The organism is Aeromicrobium sp. (assembly GCF_023146395.1).
Classification (GTDB): domain Bacteria; phylum Actinomycetota; class Actinomycetes; order Propionibacteriales; family Nocardioidaceae; genus Aeromicrobium.
Genome location: NZ_JAGLCD010000013.1, coordinates 39,853 through 56,315 on the forward strand (window position 1 = coordinate 39,853; position 16,463 = coordinate 56,315).

The 16,463-nt window shown below is 71.9% G+C and carries 14 protein-coding genes and 1 pseudogene; 1 reads left to right on the forward strand and 14 read right to left on the reverse strand.

What is annotated here, in order from left to right:
• Window positions 1-75: 75 nt before the first annotated feature.
• From metK to KAG51_RS11080, 13 genes and pseudogenes are all read right to left on the reverse strand, one after another.
• Window positions 76-1,266: a methionine adenosyltransferase gene (metK, locus tag KAG51_RS11020; protein WP_290583618.1), complete on the reverse strand. Its 1,191-nt coding sequence runs from the start codon at window positions 1,264-1,266 to the stop codon at window positions 76-78.
• Window positions 1,267-1,398: 132 nt separating this feature from the next.
• The gene (gene coaBC, locus KAG51_RS11025) at window positions 1,399-2,607 is read right to left on the reverse strand and encodes a bifunctional phosphopantothenoylcysteine decarboxylase/phosphopantothenate--cysteine ligase CoaBC (RefSeq protein ID WP_290583591.1); all 1,209 of its coding nucleotides are present in this window, start codon (window positions 2,605-2,607) and stop codon (window positions 1,399-1,401) included.
• A gap of 48 nt (window positions 2,608-2,655) precedes the next feature.
• On the reverse strand, window positions 2,656-2,958 hold the full coding sequence (gene rpoZ / locus KAG51_RS11030) for a DNA-directed RNA polymerase subunit omega (protein ID WP_290583593.1): 303 nt from the start codon (window positions 2,956-2,958) through the stop codon (window positions 2,656-2,658).
• A gap of 55 nt (window positions 2,959-3,013) precedes the next feature.
• Window positions 3,014-3,601: a guanylate kinase gene (gene gmk / locus KAG51_RS11035; RefSeq protein WP_290583595.1), complete on the reverse strand. Its 588-nt coding sequence runs from the start codon at window positions 3,599-3,601 to the stop codon at window positions 3,014-3,016.
• Window positions 3,594-3,914 (reverse strand): integration host factor, actinobacterial type, encoded by a 321-nt coding sequence (mihF, locus tag KAG51_RS11040; RefSeq protein WP_290583597.1) that lies wholly within the window; start codon window positions 3,912-3,914, stop codon window positions 3,594-3,596. Before mihF ends, gmk begins: the two co-directional genes overlap by 8 nt.
• A gap of 39 nt (window positions 3,915-3,953) precedes the next feature.
• Entirely contained in the window at window positions 3,954-4,394 is a 441-nt protein-coding gene (locus KAG51_RS11045; RefSeq protein WP_290583598.1) for a hypothetical protein, read from the reverse strand.
• 39 nt (window positions 4,395-4,433) lie between these two features.
• The gene (pyrF, locus tag KAG51_RS11050; RefSeq protein WP_290583600.1) at window positions 4,434-5,276 is read right to left on the reverse strand and encodes an orotidine-5'-phosphate decarboxylase; all 843 of its coding nucleotides are present in this window, start codon (window positions 5,274-5,276) and stop codon (window positions 4,434-4,436) included.
• A complete protein-coding gene (carB, locus tag KAG51_RS11055) occupies window positions 5,273-8,617 on the reverse strand; it encodes a carbamoyl-phosphate synthase large subunit (RefSeq protein ID WP_290583602.1) in 3,345 nt (1,114 codons plus the stop codon). Before carB ends, pyrF begins: the two co-directional genes overlap by 4 nt.
• 440 nt (window positions 8,618-9,057) lie before the next feature.
• Window positions 9,058-10,170: pseudogene (gene carA / locus KAG51_RS11060) on the reverse strand (glutamine-hydrolyzing carbamoyl-phosphate synthase small subunit); the annotation flags it as partial.
• Window positions 10,171-10,249: 79 nt separating this feature from the next.
• Window positions 10,250-11,557 carry a dihydroorotase gene (locus tag KAG51_RS11065; protein WP_290583604.1) on the reverse strand — a complete coding sequence of 436 codons (1,308 nt, stop codon included), beginning with the start codon at window positions 11,555-11,557 and terminating at the stop codon, window positions 10,250-10,252.
• Window positions 11,554-12,549: an aspartate carbamoyltransferase catalytic subunit gene (locus KAG51_RS11070; RefSeq protein ID WP_290583606.1), complete on the reverse strand. Its 996-nt coding sequence runs from the start codon at window positions 12,547-12,549 to the stop codon at window positions 11,554-11,556. The genes KAG51_RS11065 and KAG51_RS11070 overlap by 4 nt, the downstream gene beginning before the upstream one ends.
• Window positions 12,546-13,154, reverse strand: coding sequence for a bifunctional pyr operon transcriptional regulator/uracil phosphoribosyltransferase PyrR (gene pyrR, locus KAG51_RS11075; protein WP_290583608.1), 609 nt, complete (start codon window positions 13,152-13,154; stop codon window positions 12,546-12,548). Before pyrR ends, KAG51_RS11070 begins: the two co-directional genes overlap by 4 nt.
• A gap of 94 nt (window positions 13,155-13,248) precedes the next feature.
• Window positions 13,249-13,884 carry a TRIC cation channel family protein gene (locus KAG51_RS11080; protein ID WP_290583610.1) on the reverse strand — a complete coding sequence of 212 codons (636 nt, stop codon included), beginning with the start codon at window positions 13,882-13,884 and terminating at the stop codon, window positions 13,249-13,251.
• A 39-nt stretch (window positions 13,885-13,923) separates the two neighbouring features.
• Here KAG51_RS11080 and KAG51_RS11085 point away from each other — a divergent pair, with 39 nt between their 5' ends.
• Window positions 13,924-14,277 (forward strand): SdpI family protein, encoded by a 354-nt coding sequence (locus tag KAG51_RS11085; RefSeq protein WP_290583612.1) that lies wholly within the window; start codon window positions 13,924-13,926, stop codon window positions 14,275-14,277.
• Here KAG51_RS11085 and KAG51_RS11090 read toward each other — a convergent pair.
• Window positions 14,267-16,129, reverse strand: a complete 1,863-nt coding sequence (locus KAG51_RS11090) for an acyltransferase family protein (protein WP_290583614.1) — start codon at window positions 16,127-16,129, stop codon at window positions 14,267-14,269. The two genes, KAG51_RS11085 and KAG51_RS11090, sit on opposite strands and share 11 nt — an antisense overlap.
• Window positions 16,130-16,463 lie beyond the last annotated feature (334 nt).

Genomic DNA, 16,463 nt, shown 5'->3' on the forward strand with positions numbered 1-16,463 from the left:
GGCGGGAGCAGGACCACGACGGCCCCCGTCCCGGGAGGGACGGGGGCCGTTCGCGGTGGTGCGACCTGCGGGAGGTCAGACGCCGGCGGCCTTGCGCAGCGCGTCGGCGCGGTCGGTGTTCTCCCACGGCAGGCCCGGACGACCGAAGTGGCCGTAGGCGGCGGTCTGCGCGTAGATCGGGCGGAGCAGGTCCAGGTCACGGACGATCGCGCCGGGACGCAGGTCGAAGACCTCGAGCACCGCGTCGCGGATCGTGTCGACCGGGACCGTCTCGGTGCCGTAGGTGTCGACGTAGAAGCCGACCGGCTTCGAGACGCCGATCGCGTACGCGACCTGCACCTCCGCCTTGGTGGCCAGACCCGACGCGACGATGTTCTTGGCGACCCAGCGCATCGCGTAGGCGGCCGAGCGGTCGACCTTCGACGGGTCCTTGCCCGAGAAGGCGCCGCCGCCGTGCCGGGCGTAGCCGCCGTAGGTGTCGACGATGATCTTGCGGCCGGTCAGGCCGGCGTCGCCCATGGGGCCGCCGATCACGAACTTGCCCGTGGGGTTGATGTGCAAGCGGTAGTCCGAGGAGTCGATGTCGTACTGCGCGAGCACGGCGTCGATCACGTGCTTCTTGATGTCGTTCGGGAGCTGATTCTCCAGGTCGACGCCGTCCTCGTGCTGGGTCGACAGCACGATGGCCTCGACGCGGACCGGCTTGTCGTCGTCGTCGTACTCGATCGTGACCTGGGTCTTGCCGTCGGGACGCAGGTACGGCAGCGTGCCGTCCTTGCGGACCGCGGTGAGCTGCTCGGCGAGACGGTGCGCGATCGTGATCGGCAGCGGCATGAGCTCGGGGGTCTCGTCGACCGCGAAGCCGAACATCAGGCCCTGGTCGCCGGCGCCCTGGAGGTCGAGCGGGTCGGTGGCCCCACCGACGCGCGCCTCCTCGGCGGTGTCGACGCCCTGGGCGATGTCGGGCGACTGGGCGTCGAGCGTGACCTGCACGGCGCAGGACTCGCCGTCGAAGCCCTTCGTGGACGAGTCGTAGCCGATCTCGAGCACGCGGTCACGCGCGATGCGCGCGATGTCGGCGTAGGCCTCGGTCGTGACCTCGCCGCCCACGAGCACCATGCCGGTGGTCACGAACGTCTCGGCGGCGACACGGCTCTTCGGGTCCTGCGCGAGCAGGGCGTCGAGGATGCTGTCGCTGATCTGGTCGGCGATCTTGTCCGGGTGACCCTCGGTCACGGACTCGGACGTGAAAAGTCGGCTCACAATGCTCCTGGTCGGGGTTGAGGCACAGCTCGGTACGGGGCTGGGACGCGGTCGTGCAGCGCCCGAGGCACGGCACAGTCTAGACAACGTCTCAGCAGGTGTCGGGTTATCCCACGGGGCGGGACACGTGGAAGATCACCCGAGCAGCGTCGCGACGTGACGCCAGATCTCGTGGGCGAGCGCGGACTTGTGGCCGAACGGGACCTCGTGCGTTTCGCCGCCCGCCGAGAGGATGACGGCCTCGCTGTCGTGACGGCCGAAGACCTTGCCGTCGCTCACGTCGTTGACCACGAGCAGCTCGCACCCCTTGCGGGCGAGCTTGGCCCGGGCGTGCTCGAGCACCGTGCCCTGGGCGTCGCCGGTCTCGGCGGCGAATCCGACGACGACCGGCACCGCGGACGATGCGTCGCGCTGACGGACGACCTCGACCAGGATGTCGGGATTCAGCGCAAGCTCGATCGTGGGCGCCTGACCGTCGGCGCGCTTCTTAATCTTGGCGTCGGCGAAGGACACCGGTCGGAAGTCGGCCGGCGCAGCGGCCATCACGACGGCGTCGGCGCGCTCCGCGTGCGCGAGCGTGGCCTGCCGCAGGTCCTCGGTCGAGACGACCTCCACGACCTGGGCGCCCGCGGGCGCGGGGAGCGAGACGTTGGCCGCGACGAGGGTCACGCTCGCACCGCGGGCGATGGCCGCCTCGGCCAGGGCGATGCCCTGGAGCCCGGAGGAACGGTTGCCGAGGTAGCGCACGGGGTCGAGGTACTCCCGCGTGCCGCCGGCGGTCACGACGACCTGGCGGCCCGCGAGGTCGCGCGGGTGCCCGGCGAGCAGCGCGAACGCGGCCGCAGCGATCTGCTCCGGCTCGGGAAGACGCCCGGCGCCGGAGTCCGAGCCGGTCAGGCGCCCCACCGCCGGATCCAGGACGCTGACGCCGCGATCGCGCAGGGTCGCGACATTGGCCCGGGTCGCGGCGTGCTCCCACATCTCGGTGTGCATCGCCGGGGCCATCAGCACGGGGCACCGTGCGGTCAGGAGCGTGTTGGTGAGCAGGTCCTCGGCCATGCCGGCCGCGGCGCGCGCGAGCGTGTTGGCGGTGGCCGGCGCGACGACGACGAGGTCGGCGTTCTGCCCGAGCCGCACGTGCGGGACCTCGTGGACGTGCTCGAACACGCCGGTCTGCACGGGGCGACCCGACAGGGCCTCCCACGTCGCGCGCCCGACGAACTCCAGGGCCGCCTCGGTCGGCACGACCGTGACGCCGTGCCCGGACTCGGTGAACAGCCGCACCAGGAGCGCCGCCTTGTACGCCGCGACTCCTCCGCTGACACCGAGGACGATCTCGCTCATCGGCTCACTCGCCGGCGCTCGCTCATGGCGGCGGGACCGAGTGGGGGGTCAGGCCTGCTCGGCGGCCGGGGCCGCGGGCACCTCGGCGTTCGGGTCGATGTCCTCGACCGTCAGCAGGCCGGCGTTGATCTCGCGCATCGCGATCGAGAGCGGCTTCTCCTGCACGTGGGTGTCGACGAGCGGGCCCACGTACTCCAGCAGCCCCTCGCCGAGCTGGGCGTAGTACGCGTTGATCTGACGGGCGCGCTTGGAGCTGTACAGGACGAGCTTGTACTTGGAGTCGGCCTTCTCGAGCAGGTCGTCGATCGGCGGGTTGGTGATGCCATGGGCGACGGAACGCGTGGTGGACACAGGGGACCTCACAGTGGTCGGAAGATTCGGGCGCAGGGGCACCTGCGGCGCGGGATCAACCCGCAGCGGGGGCCGATCGCAACAACTCTACCAACTCTTCGCACGCCGACTCGACATCGGTGTTGACGATCGTGACGTCGAACTCCCCCTCGGCGGCCAGCTCCTCGCGTGCGGTCTCGAGACGCCGGGTGCGTTCCTCGGGCGTCTCGGTGCCTCGGCCGACCAGTCGGCGCTCGAGCTCTTCGAAGGACGGCGGGGCCAGGAACACCAGGAGCGCCTCGGGCATGGCAGCGCGGACCTGACGGGCCCCCTGCAGGTCGATCTCGAGCAGCGCCGGACCGCCGGTGCGCAGCTGGGCCTCGACCGCCGCGCGCGGCGTGCCGTAGCGGGCCGCGCGGTGCACGACCGCCCACTCCAGGAGCCCACCGGTCTCGACCAGCCGGTCGAACTCGGCGTCGCTCAGGAAGTGGTAGTGCTCGCCGTCGACCTCGCCCGGGCGCGGCGGGCGGGTCGTGGCCGAGACCGAGACCCAGATGTCGGGATGGTCGCGCCGCACGCAGGACGTCACGGTGCCCTTGCCGACCGCGGTGGGGCCTGCGAGCACGACGAGACGGGAGGAGCCGGTGGGACCGGCCTCAGTCACGGTGCCCGAACTCTCGCAGGAGTGCCTGGATCTGATTGGCGCCCAGACCCCGGAGCCGGCGGCTGTCGGCGATGCCGATGCGTCGCATGATCTCCTGCGCCTTGACCTTGCCGACGCCGGGCATCGACTGCAGCAGGTCGATGACCCGGAGCTTGGCCACGACCTCGTTGGCCCGGGACTCGGCGATGACGTCGGCGATCGAGGCACCCGACGTCTTGAGTCGGTGCTTGATCTCGGCGCGCAGCTGGCGAGCCGCAGCTGCCTTCTCGAGCGCAGCCTGTCGCTGCTCGGCCGTCAACTTCGGGAGCGCCACGGTCTCGCCTCTCTGCTTGCCTCGCTGGTGGCGACGAGCCTACTGGCCCTGCTCGCCGGGTGTCTTCAGGGTGAGGTCGCACGAGTCCTGGACGGAGTCGGCGATCGCGCGGCGGTGGGTCGCGGTGTCGTTGAACTCCTGGTAGGCGCTGCGCAGCACCGCCGTGTCGTCCTCGGACAGATCGACGACGTCACCGTGGGTCAGCTCCTCGATCGGGACCTCGGCCACGGCCTCGGCCGCGAGCAGCTGCTCGACCGCGTCGGCCACGGCCGTGTAGTCGTCGCGCACGTCCGACGGCGCCTCCTTCTCGATCGCGCGCAGCGCCTCGCCGAGGGCGGTGAACGACGCCGTCGTGAGCGTGGCGTCGTCGATCGCGGTGCGATGCTGCTCGACCGCGGCGCAGTACGAGCTCGTGCCGCACGCCGACAGCAGGGTCGTGGCGACGAGCGCGCTCAGGCAGACGGCGGCAGGACGGCGCATGCGGGACGCTCCTCCGGTCGGGATCGGACGGTCACGGCCTCATGAGGATACGAGCTGGTCGTTGACCTGCTGGGCCGACGCGCGGAGCGCGGCCGGATCGGGCCCGGCACGCAGGACGCCGCGCGACGACGACGGGACGACCTGGCCCCACACGTCGCCGAACAGGCGCTTCAGGTCCTCCACCGTGCCGCCCTGGGCACCCAGGCCGGGCACGAGCAGCGGACCGTGGATCGCCAGGTCCTCGGCCGTGTCGCCGATCGTGGCACCGACCACGGCCCCGAAGGACCCCAGCGCACCCGCCCCGGATCCGGTGCTGGACAGCTCGCCGGAGTTGAGCTCGGCGAGCTGCTGGAGCACCGAGCCGGCCACGGTACGCCCGTCCGCGCCGACGGCGTGCTGGAACTGGGGCCCCTCCGGGTTCGAGGTCAGGGCGAGCACGAAGACGCCCGCGTCGTTGCGCTCGGCCTCGGTGAAGAAGGGCGCGAGCGATCCGAAGCCGAGGAACGGGCTCACCGTGACGGCGTCGGCCGCCATTGGCGCGTCGTCGTCGAGGTAGGCCTCGGCATAGGCCTGGGCCGTCGAGCCGATGTCCCCGCGCTTGACGTCGAGCACCGTGAGCGTGCCGGTGTGGCGGAACTGCTGCAGCAGCCACTCCAGCACCGCGACGCCCCGGGAGCCGAACCGTTCGAAGAACGCCGACTGAGGCTTGACGACGCCGACCTGGCCGGCGAACGCCTCGACGCAGACCTCGGCGAACCGCTCGAGTCCCTCGAACGTGTCGCCCACGCCCCACGCCTCCAGCACGGAGGCGTGGGGGTCGAGGCCGACGCACAACGGGCCGTAGGCCTGGGTCGCCGCCGAGAGCCGGCGTCCGAAGCTCATGCCCCGGTCTCGGCGGCGCGAGCCGCCCCTGCGCTCGCCCAGTCCTGCAGCGACCTCACGTCGAGCCCGCCGTCGATCAGCGCCTCGATGCCCTGCACGGCTGCGGCGAGCCCCTGCACCGTCGTGATGCAGGGGATGCCCTCGGCGATCGCGGCCGTGCGGATCTCGTTGCCGTCGATGCGGGCGTTGACCCCGGCGGAGACCCCGTGCGGCGTGTTGATGATGAGCTGGACGTCCTGGGCGCGGATCTGGTCGACGATCGTCGAGCGGGTCTCGCCGGGCAGCGGCTCCTCCCCCAGCTTGCGCATCTCCGAGGTCTGGACGCCGTGGCGCCGCAGCACCTGGGCCGTGCCTCGCGTCGCGAGGATCTCGAAGCCCAGGTCGGCGAGGCGCTTGACCGGGAAGATCACGTTGCGCTTGTCGCGGTTGGCCACCGACACGAACACCTTGCCGGCTGTCGGCAGGCCGTTCTGGGCGCCGGCCTGGCTCTTGGCGAACGCCGGACCGAAGCCGGCGTCGAAGCCCATGACCTCTCCCGTCGAGCGCATCTCCGGACCGAGCACGGTGTCGACGTACGTGCCCTCGTAGGTGCGGAAGCGGTTGAACGGCATCACGGCCTCCTTGACCGCGATCGGCGAGTCCTCGTGGATCACGCCACCGTCGCCCTCGGCCGGCAGGACGCCCGCGGCACGAAGCTCCGCGATCGTCTCGCCCAGCATGAGGCGCGACGCCGCCTTGGCGAGCGGGGTGTTGGTGGCCTTCGAGACGAACGGCACCGTGCGCGAGGCCCGCGGATTGGCCTCGAGCACGAAGAGCGTGTCGGAGGCCAGGGCGAACTGGATGTTGATCAGGCCCCGCACGCCGACGCCGGCCGCGATGGCCTCGGTCGAGGCGCGGATGCGGTCGATCTCCAGGGCACCCAGCGTGATGGGCGGCAGCGTGCAGGCGGAGTCGCCCGAGTGCACGCCGGCCTCCTCGATGTGCTCCATGACTCCGCCGAGGAACAGCTCGGTGCCGTCGTAGAGCGCGTCGACGTCGATCTCGATCGCGTCGTCGAGGAACCGGTCGACCAGGACGGGGTGCTCCGGGGAGATCTCCGTGGCCCGGCTGATGTAGCCCGACAGCGTCTCCTCGTCGTACACGATCTCCATGCCGCGGCCGCCCAGGACGTACGACGGGCGCACGAGCACGGGGTACCCGATCTCGTCGGCGATCGCCTTGGCACCCGCGAACGTCGTGGCCGTGCCGTGCTTCGGCGCCGGCAGGTCCGCCTCGGCCAGCACACGGCCGAAGAGGCCCCGGTCCTCGGCAAGGTCGATGGCCGAGGGGCTGGTGCCCACGATCGGCACGCCGGCCTCCTCGAGACCCTTCGCGAGCCCGAGGGGCGTCTGGCCCCCGAGCTGCACGATGACGCCCGCGACGGGGCCCGCGACCCGCTCGGCGTAGTAGACCTCGAGCACGTCCTCGAGCGTCAAGGGCTCGAAGTAGAGGCGGTCGGAGGTGTCGTAGTCGGTCGAGACGGTCTCGGGGTTGCAGTTGACCATGACGGTCTCGTAGCCGGCTTCCGACAGCGCCAGGGCCGCGTGCACGCACGAGTAGTCGAACTCGATGCCCTGGCCGATACGGTTCGGTCCGCTGCCCAGGATGATCACGGCAGGCTTCTCGCGCGGCGCGACCTCGGTCTCCTCGTCGTAGGACGAGTAGTGGTACGGCGTGCGCGCCGCGAACTCCGCCGCGCACGTGTCGACGGTCTTGTAGACCGGCCGGACCCCGAGCGCGTGACGCACGCCGCGCAGCACGTCCTCGCGGACGCCCCGGAGCTCGGCGAGCTGCGCGTCGGAGAAGCCGTGCCGCTTGGCCCGGCGCAGGATCGACGGTCGCAGGTCGACGGCCTCGCGGACCTCCTGGGCGATCTCGTCGATCAGCACGAGCTGGTCGACGAACCACGGGTCGATACCGGTGGCCTCGTGGACCTCCTGGGCCGTGGCCCCGGCGTGGATCGCGTGCATCACGGTCTGCAGCCGACCATCGTGCGGACGGGCGATCTCGGCCAGGAGACCGGCACGGTCACCGGGCTGGGTCGGCCAGCTGAACTGCGCGCCGGCCCGCTCGAGGGAGCGCAGGGCCTTGCCGAGCGCCTCGCTGAAGCTGCGGCCGATCGACATCGCCTCGCCGACGGACTTCATGTGCGTCGTCAGGGTGTCGTCGGCGGCCGGGAACTTCTCGAAGGCGAAGCGCGGCACCTTGACCACGACGTAGTCGAGCGTCGGCTCGAAGCTCGCCGGGGTGCCGTAGCCCCCGGGGGTCGACGTGATGTCGTTCGGGATCTCGTCGAGCGTGTAGCCGATCGCGACCTTGGCCGCGATCTTGGCGATCGGGAAGCCCGTGGCCTTCGAGGCCAGGGCGCTCGAGCGCGACACGCGCGGGTTCATCTCGATCACGACGATGCGGCCGTCGGCCGGGTTGATCGCGAACTGGATGTTGCAGCCGCCGGTGTCGACGCCGACCTCGCGGATCACGCCGATCGAGATGTTGCGCAGCCGCTGGTACTCGACGTCGGTCAGCGTCATGGCCGGGGCGACCGTGATCGAGTCGCCGGTGTGGACCCCGACCGGGTCGAAGTTCTCGATCGAGCAGACGATCACGACATTGTCGGCCCGGTCGCGCATGACCTCGAGCTCGTACTCCTTCCAGCCGAGGATCGACTCCTCCAGGAGCACCTCGGTGGTCGGGCTGAGCGCGAGACCCGACCCGGCGATGCGGTGCAGGTCGGCCTCGTCGTAGGCCAGGCCCGAGCCGCTGCCGCCCATCGTGAACGACGGCCGCACCACGACGGGGTAGCCGAGCTCCTCGACCGCCGCGAGGCACTCGTCCATCGTGTGGCAGATCGCCGACTTCGCGACCTCCGCGCCCCAGTGGGCCGGCAGGTCCTCGACGATCTTCTTGAAGATCTCGCGATTCTCGCCCTTGTTGATGGCCTCGACCGACGCTCCGATGAGCTCGACCCCGTACTTCTCCAGGACGCCGCGCTCGTCGAGCTGCATCGCGCAGTTCAGCGCGGTCTGGCCGCCGAGCGTGGCCAGCACGGCGTCGGGGCGCTCCTTGGCGATGACCTTCTCGACGAACTCCGGCGTGATCGGCTCGACGTACGTGGCGTCGGCGAACTCGGGGTCGGTCATGATCGTGGCGGGATTGGAGTTGACGAGGATGACCCGCAGCCCCTCCTCGCGCAGCACGCGGCACGCCTGGGTGCCGGAGTAGTCGAACTCGCACGCCTGGCCGATGACGATCGGGCCGGAGCCGATCACCAGGACCGACGAGATGTCGTCACGCTTGGGCATCAGGCCTCCTTCTCGTCGTGGTCGTTGCTGGGGGTCGTGGCTCGCTCGGTGGGCGCCGGGGGCGGCGGCTGGGGCCGTTCGTCGCCATCGGGACCGGGCACGTCGAACGGCGGGGGCTCGGCGGCCCACGGGGCGGCCGTCTCGGTCGCCCCGTCGCGCTCGTCGGCGGACTCGTCGTCGTGCTGGCCGTCGTGCTCGCCGTCGGGGGCGGGGGCGGGGGCGGGGGCGGGGGCAGCCTCCGGGGTGCTCAGGTCGAGGTCGTCCGACGACGGGTCGCCGGTGACCGGCGTCCAGCCCACTGTCTCGGGCGCGACCTCGGGGGCGGACCCCTCCTCGGTCTGCACCGACTCGTCGCGGCCCTCGGGAGACGCCGTGGTCTCGTCCGGCACCTCGGTCTCGTCCGGCGCCTCGGCCACGACCGCCGTTCCGGCGCGCGGCCTGCTCATCAGGGAGACGAAGCGGTCGAACAGGTAGGCGGCGTCGTGGGGTCCCGCGGCCGCCTCCGGGTGGTACTGCACGCTGAAGGCGGGCGCGTCGACCAGGGCGATGCCCTCGACGACGTCGTCGTTCAGTCCGACGTGCGTGACCTGCCCGGGCCCGTAGGGCGTCTCGAAGGTGCCCTCGAGAGGCGCCTCGACCGCGAAGCCGTGGTTGTGGCTCGTGATCTCGACCTTCCCCGTCGACAGGTCCTTGACGGGCTGGTTGATGCCGCGGTGGCCGTAGGTGAGCTTGTACGTGCCGAGCCCCAGGGCCCGGCCGAAGAGCTGGTTGCCGAAGCAGATGCCGAAGTACGGCACCCCGGCGTCGAGCACCCCGCGCAGCACCTCGACGGGTCCCTCTGCGGCCGAGGGGTCACCCGGGCCGTTGGAGAAGAACACGCCGTCCGGTCCACCGGGCACGACCCCGAGGACGTCGTCGAGCGTCGCGGCGGCCGGGAGGACGTGCACCTCGATGCCCCGCTCGGCCATCAGCCGCGGGGTCATGCCCTTGATGCCCAGGTCGACGGCCGCCACGGTGAAGAGCTTCTCCCCCACGGCGGGGACCACGTACGCCTCGGTGGTCGAGACCTCGCCGGCCAGGTCGGCACCGGCCATGCTCGGCGCCTGACGGACGCGCTCGAGGAGCAGGTCCGGGTGGGTCGTGATCGAGCTGATGCCGGCGCGCATCGCGCCGCGCTCGCGCAGGTGGCGGGTCAGGGCGCGCGTGTCGATGCCCTGGATCCCGACGATCTGCTGGTGCTCCAGGAACTCGTCGAGGGTCCCCTGGCTGCGCCAGCTCGACGGCACCCGTGCGGGGTCACGCACGACGTAGCCCGCGACCCAGACCCGGTTCGACTCGTTGTCGGTGGAGTTCACGCCCGTGTTGCCGATGTGCGGGGCGGTCTGCACGACGATCTGGCGCTGGTACGACGGATCGGTCAGGGTCTCCTGGTAGCCCGTCATGCCGGTGTTGAAGACGATCTCGCCGATCGTCTCGCCGACCGCACCGTAGGACTCGCCGCGGAACGTCCGGCCGTCCTCGAGAACGAGGATCGCCTCGGTGGGGCTGGTCATGACGCCACCGCCCGGGACGAGGCAACGGTAGGCGGCAGCGCCATGACCTGATGCTGAATGGTCGCTCGCTGACGCTCGCTCATGACGAGACCTCCTGAAGTTGACCGTCGAGGACGGTGGGGATGCCACGCAGGAACGTGGCGACGACGCGACCGGGCAGCTCGCGCCCGGCATAAGGGGTGTTGCGGGACAACGATGCCGTGTCGGCCGGGACGATCGTGCGGGTGGCCTCCGCGTCGTAGAGCACGACGTGAGCCGGCTCACCCACGGCGAGCGGCCGACCGTGGCCGCCGCCCACCCGGCTGATGCGCGCCGGCGCCGCCGACAGCCGCTCGGCGACCTGCTCCCACGTCAGCAGGCCGGTGTCGACCATCGTGTGCTGGACGACCGACAGCGCGGTCTCCAGACCGATCATCCCGAAGGCGGCCGCCGACCACTCGCACTCCTTGTCCTCCATGGGGTGCGGGGCGTGATCGGTCGCGACGATGTCGATCGTGCCGTCGGCGAGGCCCTCGCGGACCGCCGCGACGTCGTCGGCCGTGCGCAGCGGCGGGTTGACCTTGTAGATCGGGTCGTAGCCGCGCACGAGGTCGTCGGTCAGGAGCAGGTGGTGGGGCGTGACCTCGGCCGTGACGTCCCAGCCCTTGCTCTTGGCCCAGCGGACGATCTCGACCGAGCCGCGCGTGGAGAGGTGGCACACGTGCAGGCGCGAGCCGACGTGGGCGGCGAGCACGCAGTCGCGGGCCACGATGGCCTCCTCCGCCGCAGCCGGCCAGCCGGTCAGACCGAGCTCGCCGGAGACGAGTCCCTCGTTCATCTGGGCGCCCTCGGTGAGGCGCGGCTCCTGGGCGTGCTGCGCGACGACGCCGTCGAAGGCCTTGACGTACTCCAGCGCGCGTCGCATCAGCACGGCGTCGGAGACGCACTTGCCGTCGTCGGAGAACACGCGGACGTCGGCCGCGGAGTCGGCCATGGCCCCGAGCTCGGCGAGCTGCGTGCCGCCGAGGCCGACCGTGACGGCACCGATCGGCTGCACGTCGCAGTAGCCCGCCTCGCGGCCGAGGCGCCAGACCTGCTCCACGACGCCCGCGGTGTCGGCGACCGGGTCGGTGTTGGCCATCGCGTGCACGCACGTGAACCCGCCGCGGGCCGCCGCCTGGGTCCCCGTGAGCACCGTCTCGGCGTCCTCGCGGCCCGGCTCGCGCAGGTGCGTGTGCAGGTCGACCATGCCCGGGAGGGCCACGAGCCCCGTCGCGTCGACCTCGGTCGCGTCACCGAGCGGGAGATCGGGGCCGATCGCGGTGATGACCCCGTCCGCGATCGCGATGTCGGTGGGCTCGCCGCCGAGGATCCGCGCCCTCCGGATCACGTACTGGCGCTCGCTCATGCTTCTCCCTCGTCGTTCGTGGACCCGCCGACCAGCAGGTACAGCACGGCCATGCGGACCGCGACACCGTTCGTGACCTGCTCGACGATGACCGAGCGGCCGGAGTCGGCGACGTCGGCGGTGATCTCCATGCCCCGGTTCATCGGACCGGGGTGCAGGACGATCGCGTGGTCGGGCAGGCGGTTCATGCGGGTGGTGTCCAGCCCGTAGCGACGGCTGTACTCGCGGGCGCTCGGGAAGTAGGAGGCGTTCATCCGCTCGTGCTGCACCCGCAGCATCATGACCGCGTCGGCCTTCTCGAGCGAGTCGTCGAGGCTGTACGAGGTCTCGACCGGCCATGTGTCGATGCCCACCGGCAGCAAGGTGGGCGGTGCCACGAGCGTGACGTTCGCGCCGAGCGTGTGCAGCAGCAGAGCGTTCGACCGGGCGACGCGGCTGTGCAGGACGTCACCGACGATCGTGATGTTCTTGCCCGCCAGGTCGCGGCCCATGCCGCCCGACGGCCCGGCGGGCGCACCGGGCTCCGGTGCCGCGTCCGCCATGAGGTGCGAGCGCATCGTGAAGGCGTCGAGCAGGGCCTGCGTGGGGTGCTCGTGCGTGCCGTCACCGGCGTTCACGACCGCCCCGTTGGTCCATCCGGCCGCTGCGAGCCGGTGGGGGGCGCCGGAGAAGTGGTGACGGATCACCACGGCGTCGGCTCCCATGGCCTGCAGCGTCAGCGCGGTGTCCTTGAGGCTCTCGCCCTTGGACACGCTCGAGCCCTTGGCGGAGAAGTTGATGACGTCGGCGCTGAGCCGCTTGGCGGCCGCCTCGAACGAGATGCGGGTGCGGGTGGAGTCCTCGAAGAACAGGTTGACGACGGTGCGGCCGCGCAGGGTCGGGAGCTTCTTGATCGGCCGCTGGGCGACGCCCAGGAGCTCGGCCGCGGTGTCGAGCACCCGTACGGCGTCGTCGCGGGTGAGGTCGCCGGCGCTCAGCAGGTGCTTCTTCACGCGGCACCTCCCGTGGCGGGGCCCACGATCGCGACGGCGTCCTCGGTGTCGTCGGACTCGCCGAGGCGCACCCGGACCTTCTCCGTGAGCGCGGTGGGCAGGTTCTTGCCCACGAAGTCGGCCCGGATCGGCAGCTCCCGGTGCCCGCGGTCGATCAGGACCGCGAGCTGGACCGCGCGGGGGCGACCGAGCTCACCGAGCGCGTCCAGGGCGGCGCGGATCGTGCGGCCGCTCATCAGCACGTCGTCGACCAGCACGACGATCTTGTCGTCGACGTCGTCGGGGGTCTCGGTGTGCTCCAGCGCTCGCGCCGGCTTGAGCCGCAGGTCGTCGCGGTACATCGTGACGTCGAGCGCACCGGACCGGATCTCGCGACCCTCGACCTCGCCCATGCGCCGGGCGATCCGACGAGCGAGGGGAACGCCGCGCTTGGGGATGCCGAGCAGGACGACCTCGGCGGAGCCGTGGTTGCGCTCGAGGATCTCGTGCGTGATGCGGGTCAGCGCCCGGGAGATCTCACCGGCGTCGAGGACCGTGCGCACGGGATCGGCGGTCGGACGGACCGGGTCCGCGGCAGCATCGGGAACGTTGTCAGGCGTGGCCATGCTGACCTCCTTCTCCGCCTCACGGGACGGCCGTTAAAGGATGTCGATGTTCGGCGGTCAGCCTATCAGCGCCGCGCCGGCCGTCGCCGCGCAGTCAGGCGCGCTCCGCCGCCCCGGGGCGCGGCAGGGTCCAGTCGAACCGGATCGCCAGCACGCGCAGCACGAACGTGACCGCGACGGCCGACCACCGAGCCAGGTCGCGGTCGAGATCGGCGGCGTCGAGCGCCACGAACAGGACGGCCCCGGCGATCGCCGTCAGCGCATACACCTGGCCCACGAGCACGAGCGGACGCTGCCGGGCGAGGACGTCGCGGACGACCCCGCCACCGACGCCCGAGACGACACCGAGCAGCACGGCCACGTCCCGCTCGACGCCCGCAGACAGTGCCAGGGTCGTGCCGAGCACCGTGAACACCGCCAGGCCGGCCGCGTCGGCGACCAGCACGACGCGCAGGCTGTCCGGCTCGTGCTGCGGACTCCAGTGCGAGATCGCGATCACGACCACGGAGGTGCCGAGGGCGACCCAGATCGGCCAGGGCTCCGCGACCCACCCGACGCCACCGCCGATCAGCAGGTCGCGGATCGTCCCGCCCCCGATGGACGTGATCGTGGCGAGGACGACGATGCCCAGCCAGTCCATCCCGGCACGCACCGCGACAGCCGCGCCGGACAGCGCGAACGCGACGAGACCCACGAGCTGCAGGCCCGCGAAGGCGTCGATGTCCGGCACCCCCCGCACGCTAGTGGACCGGTCGATAGCCTCGACGAGGTGGAAGCCCTCATCGTCCCGGCCGCGTCCCTGGTGTCGGTCGCGCTGCTGCTGGGCTGGTGCGCTGGCGCCTCCCGCGCCGGCACGCTGGAGCGCAACGCCCTGATCGGCATCCGCACGCGCGCCACGATGGCGTCCGACGCGGCGTGGGCCGCGGGGCACCACGCCGCCGCGCCCGCGCTGCGCGCGGCGGCGTGGGCGTGCGGCGCGGCGGGCCTGGTCGGCACGGTCCTGGCGTTCGTCGGCACGTGGCTGGCCGGCGTGGCCGTCGGCGCGGGCTACGGCGCGCTCCTGGTGATGCTCGTCCTCGCGACGGCGCGGGCCGGCCGCGCCGCGCGCGCCACTAGCAGCTGACGAGCGCCTGGCTCAGCAGGTCGTTGTAGACGTTCTGGCCGTGGGCGTTGGGGTGCACCCGGTCCGACGCCGTGAGCTCGGGGTGCTGCACGGCAAGTCCGTTCCAGTCGACCAGCCGCACGTTGTCGTGGGCCGCTGCGACCTGCTGGACGGCGGCCACGGCCTGGTCCGACCAGGAGCGACCGGGCACTGAAGGAGTGACCAGGGCGACCTGGCGACCCGCGAGCTCCTGCGAGACGAGGCGATCCAGATCGGCGGTGTCGATCGTGCCGTTGGTGCCGGTCGCGATGACCACTGTCGGCTGCAGCTGCCCGGCGGCCGCCACCTGGCGCAGCGCCGCGGCGACGTCGCCGTACTGCCAGCCCACCGTTGCGACGGCGACCGATCCGGGCCGGCGCCCCATCAGCACCGGCGCGATCGCGACCGTGACCGAGTCGCCGAACGCGGTGACGGGCGAGCCCTCGGCGACCGGCTGGCACGCCCGCGGCGGCGCGCTGGGCGCCGGATCGGGCACCGGCTCCGGCGCGGACTCGATGTCGTCGGCGGAGTCGATCACGACCTCCTGGCCGACCCGCAGCAGGTTCTCGACGTCGGACTCCGCCGGTGCCTGCCAGACCGCCGCTGCGGCGAGCACGGCCGTGAAGGCGGTGGCGGCAGCCACGAGCCGCGATCGTCGGACGCCGCCGGCTCCACGGCCTTGGAGGGCCGCGCCCCACCGGCGAAGCGTCACGCCGATGCCGTCGCGGCACATCGGCACCTCGACCCAGCGGTACGACACCGCAGCCATGACGACCGCGACGGCCGCGGCGAGGCAGCCCACGACCTCGGCCTCGGCCGGCGGTGCGAGACGCACGGCGAACACGATGAGCGGCCAGTGCCAGAGGTAGAGCCCGTACGACCGCTCCCCCAGCCAGCGCAGTGGCGCGCAGCCGAGCACGGCCGCGACGGGTCCGGGGTTGGCGGCGGCGTGGATCAGGGCGACCGAGGCCACCGACGCCAGGCCGAGGCCGCCGAGGAAGGTGACGTCGCTGTTCCACGTCACGAGCACCGCGAAGGCGACGACGCCGGCCAGACCCACGACACCGAGGAGCGTGCGGCGCCTGGACGCTCCGGCCGCTGCCGGATCCGCGGGTGCCGACGAGCCGCCGACCAGGTGCGGGGCCGCGCTCAGGGCGAGCGCCGCACCGAGGAGCAGGCCGAAGGCGTGCGAGTCGAGCCCCATGTACGCACGGGTCGCGTCGCCGCCGCGGTACCAGAACGCCATCAGGGCGATCGAGGCGAGCGCGAGCAGCGACACGGCATAGAGCGAGGCCCGCCGCTTCAGCACGACCAGCGCGGCCACCAGCAGCAGGGGCCACAACAGGTAGAACTGCTCCTCGATCCCGAGCGACCAGAGGTGGTTGAGCAGGGGCGGGAGATGCTGGTCGGAGTACGACCAGCCCTGGTGCACCTGGATCCAGTTGCCGGTCCAGGTCAGGGCGCCGACGACCTGGCTGCGCAGCCCGGACCCCGTCTCGTGCCCGACCATCAGCGTGGCGGCCGACACGACCGTCAGCATCACCACCAACGCCGGGACGAGTCGACGGACGCGGCGCACCCAGAAGCGACGGAGCCGGACGGTGCCGGTCTCCTCCTTCTCGCGCAGCAGGAGACCCGTGATGAGGAATCCACTCAGCACGAAGAAGACGTCCACACCGACGAATCCACCGGGCAGGCGCTCCGGCACCGCGTGGTACGCCAGGACCAGCAGCACCGCGATCCCGCGGACCCCGTCGAGGCCGGGCAGATGGGGGCGCGGCGGAGCCGGCACCAGGGTCTCTGGTGCCTTCGGCTCCGCGAGAACAGCGGTCACGCCATGTCCTCCACCGACACGGCGCACCGGTCGCAGCGGGACGGGAGCGAGACAAGCACGAGAGGTATCCAAACACGCCGTGCGACAGCCGTTCACCTTTGACCGGCGTGATCCTCGTCGTGTCGCCACCGGAGCCGATCTCACGGCCCACCCCGGCGTACCGGTCGGGGGCCACAGGTCGACTCGCCCGCGATCACGGACCCACCCGCTGGTCGAGTGGCTCGCGAGGAACGAGCGGCCGTATCGAGACCCCGGACAGCTGACCTCGCGCCGTCACCACCCCACCCGCTGGTCGAGTGGCTCGCGAGCTCTGCGAGCGGCCGTATCGAGACCC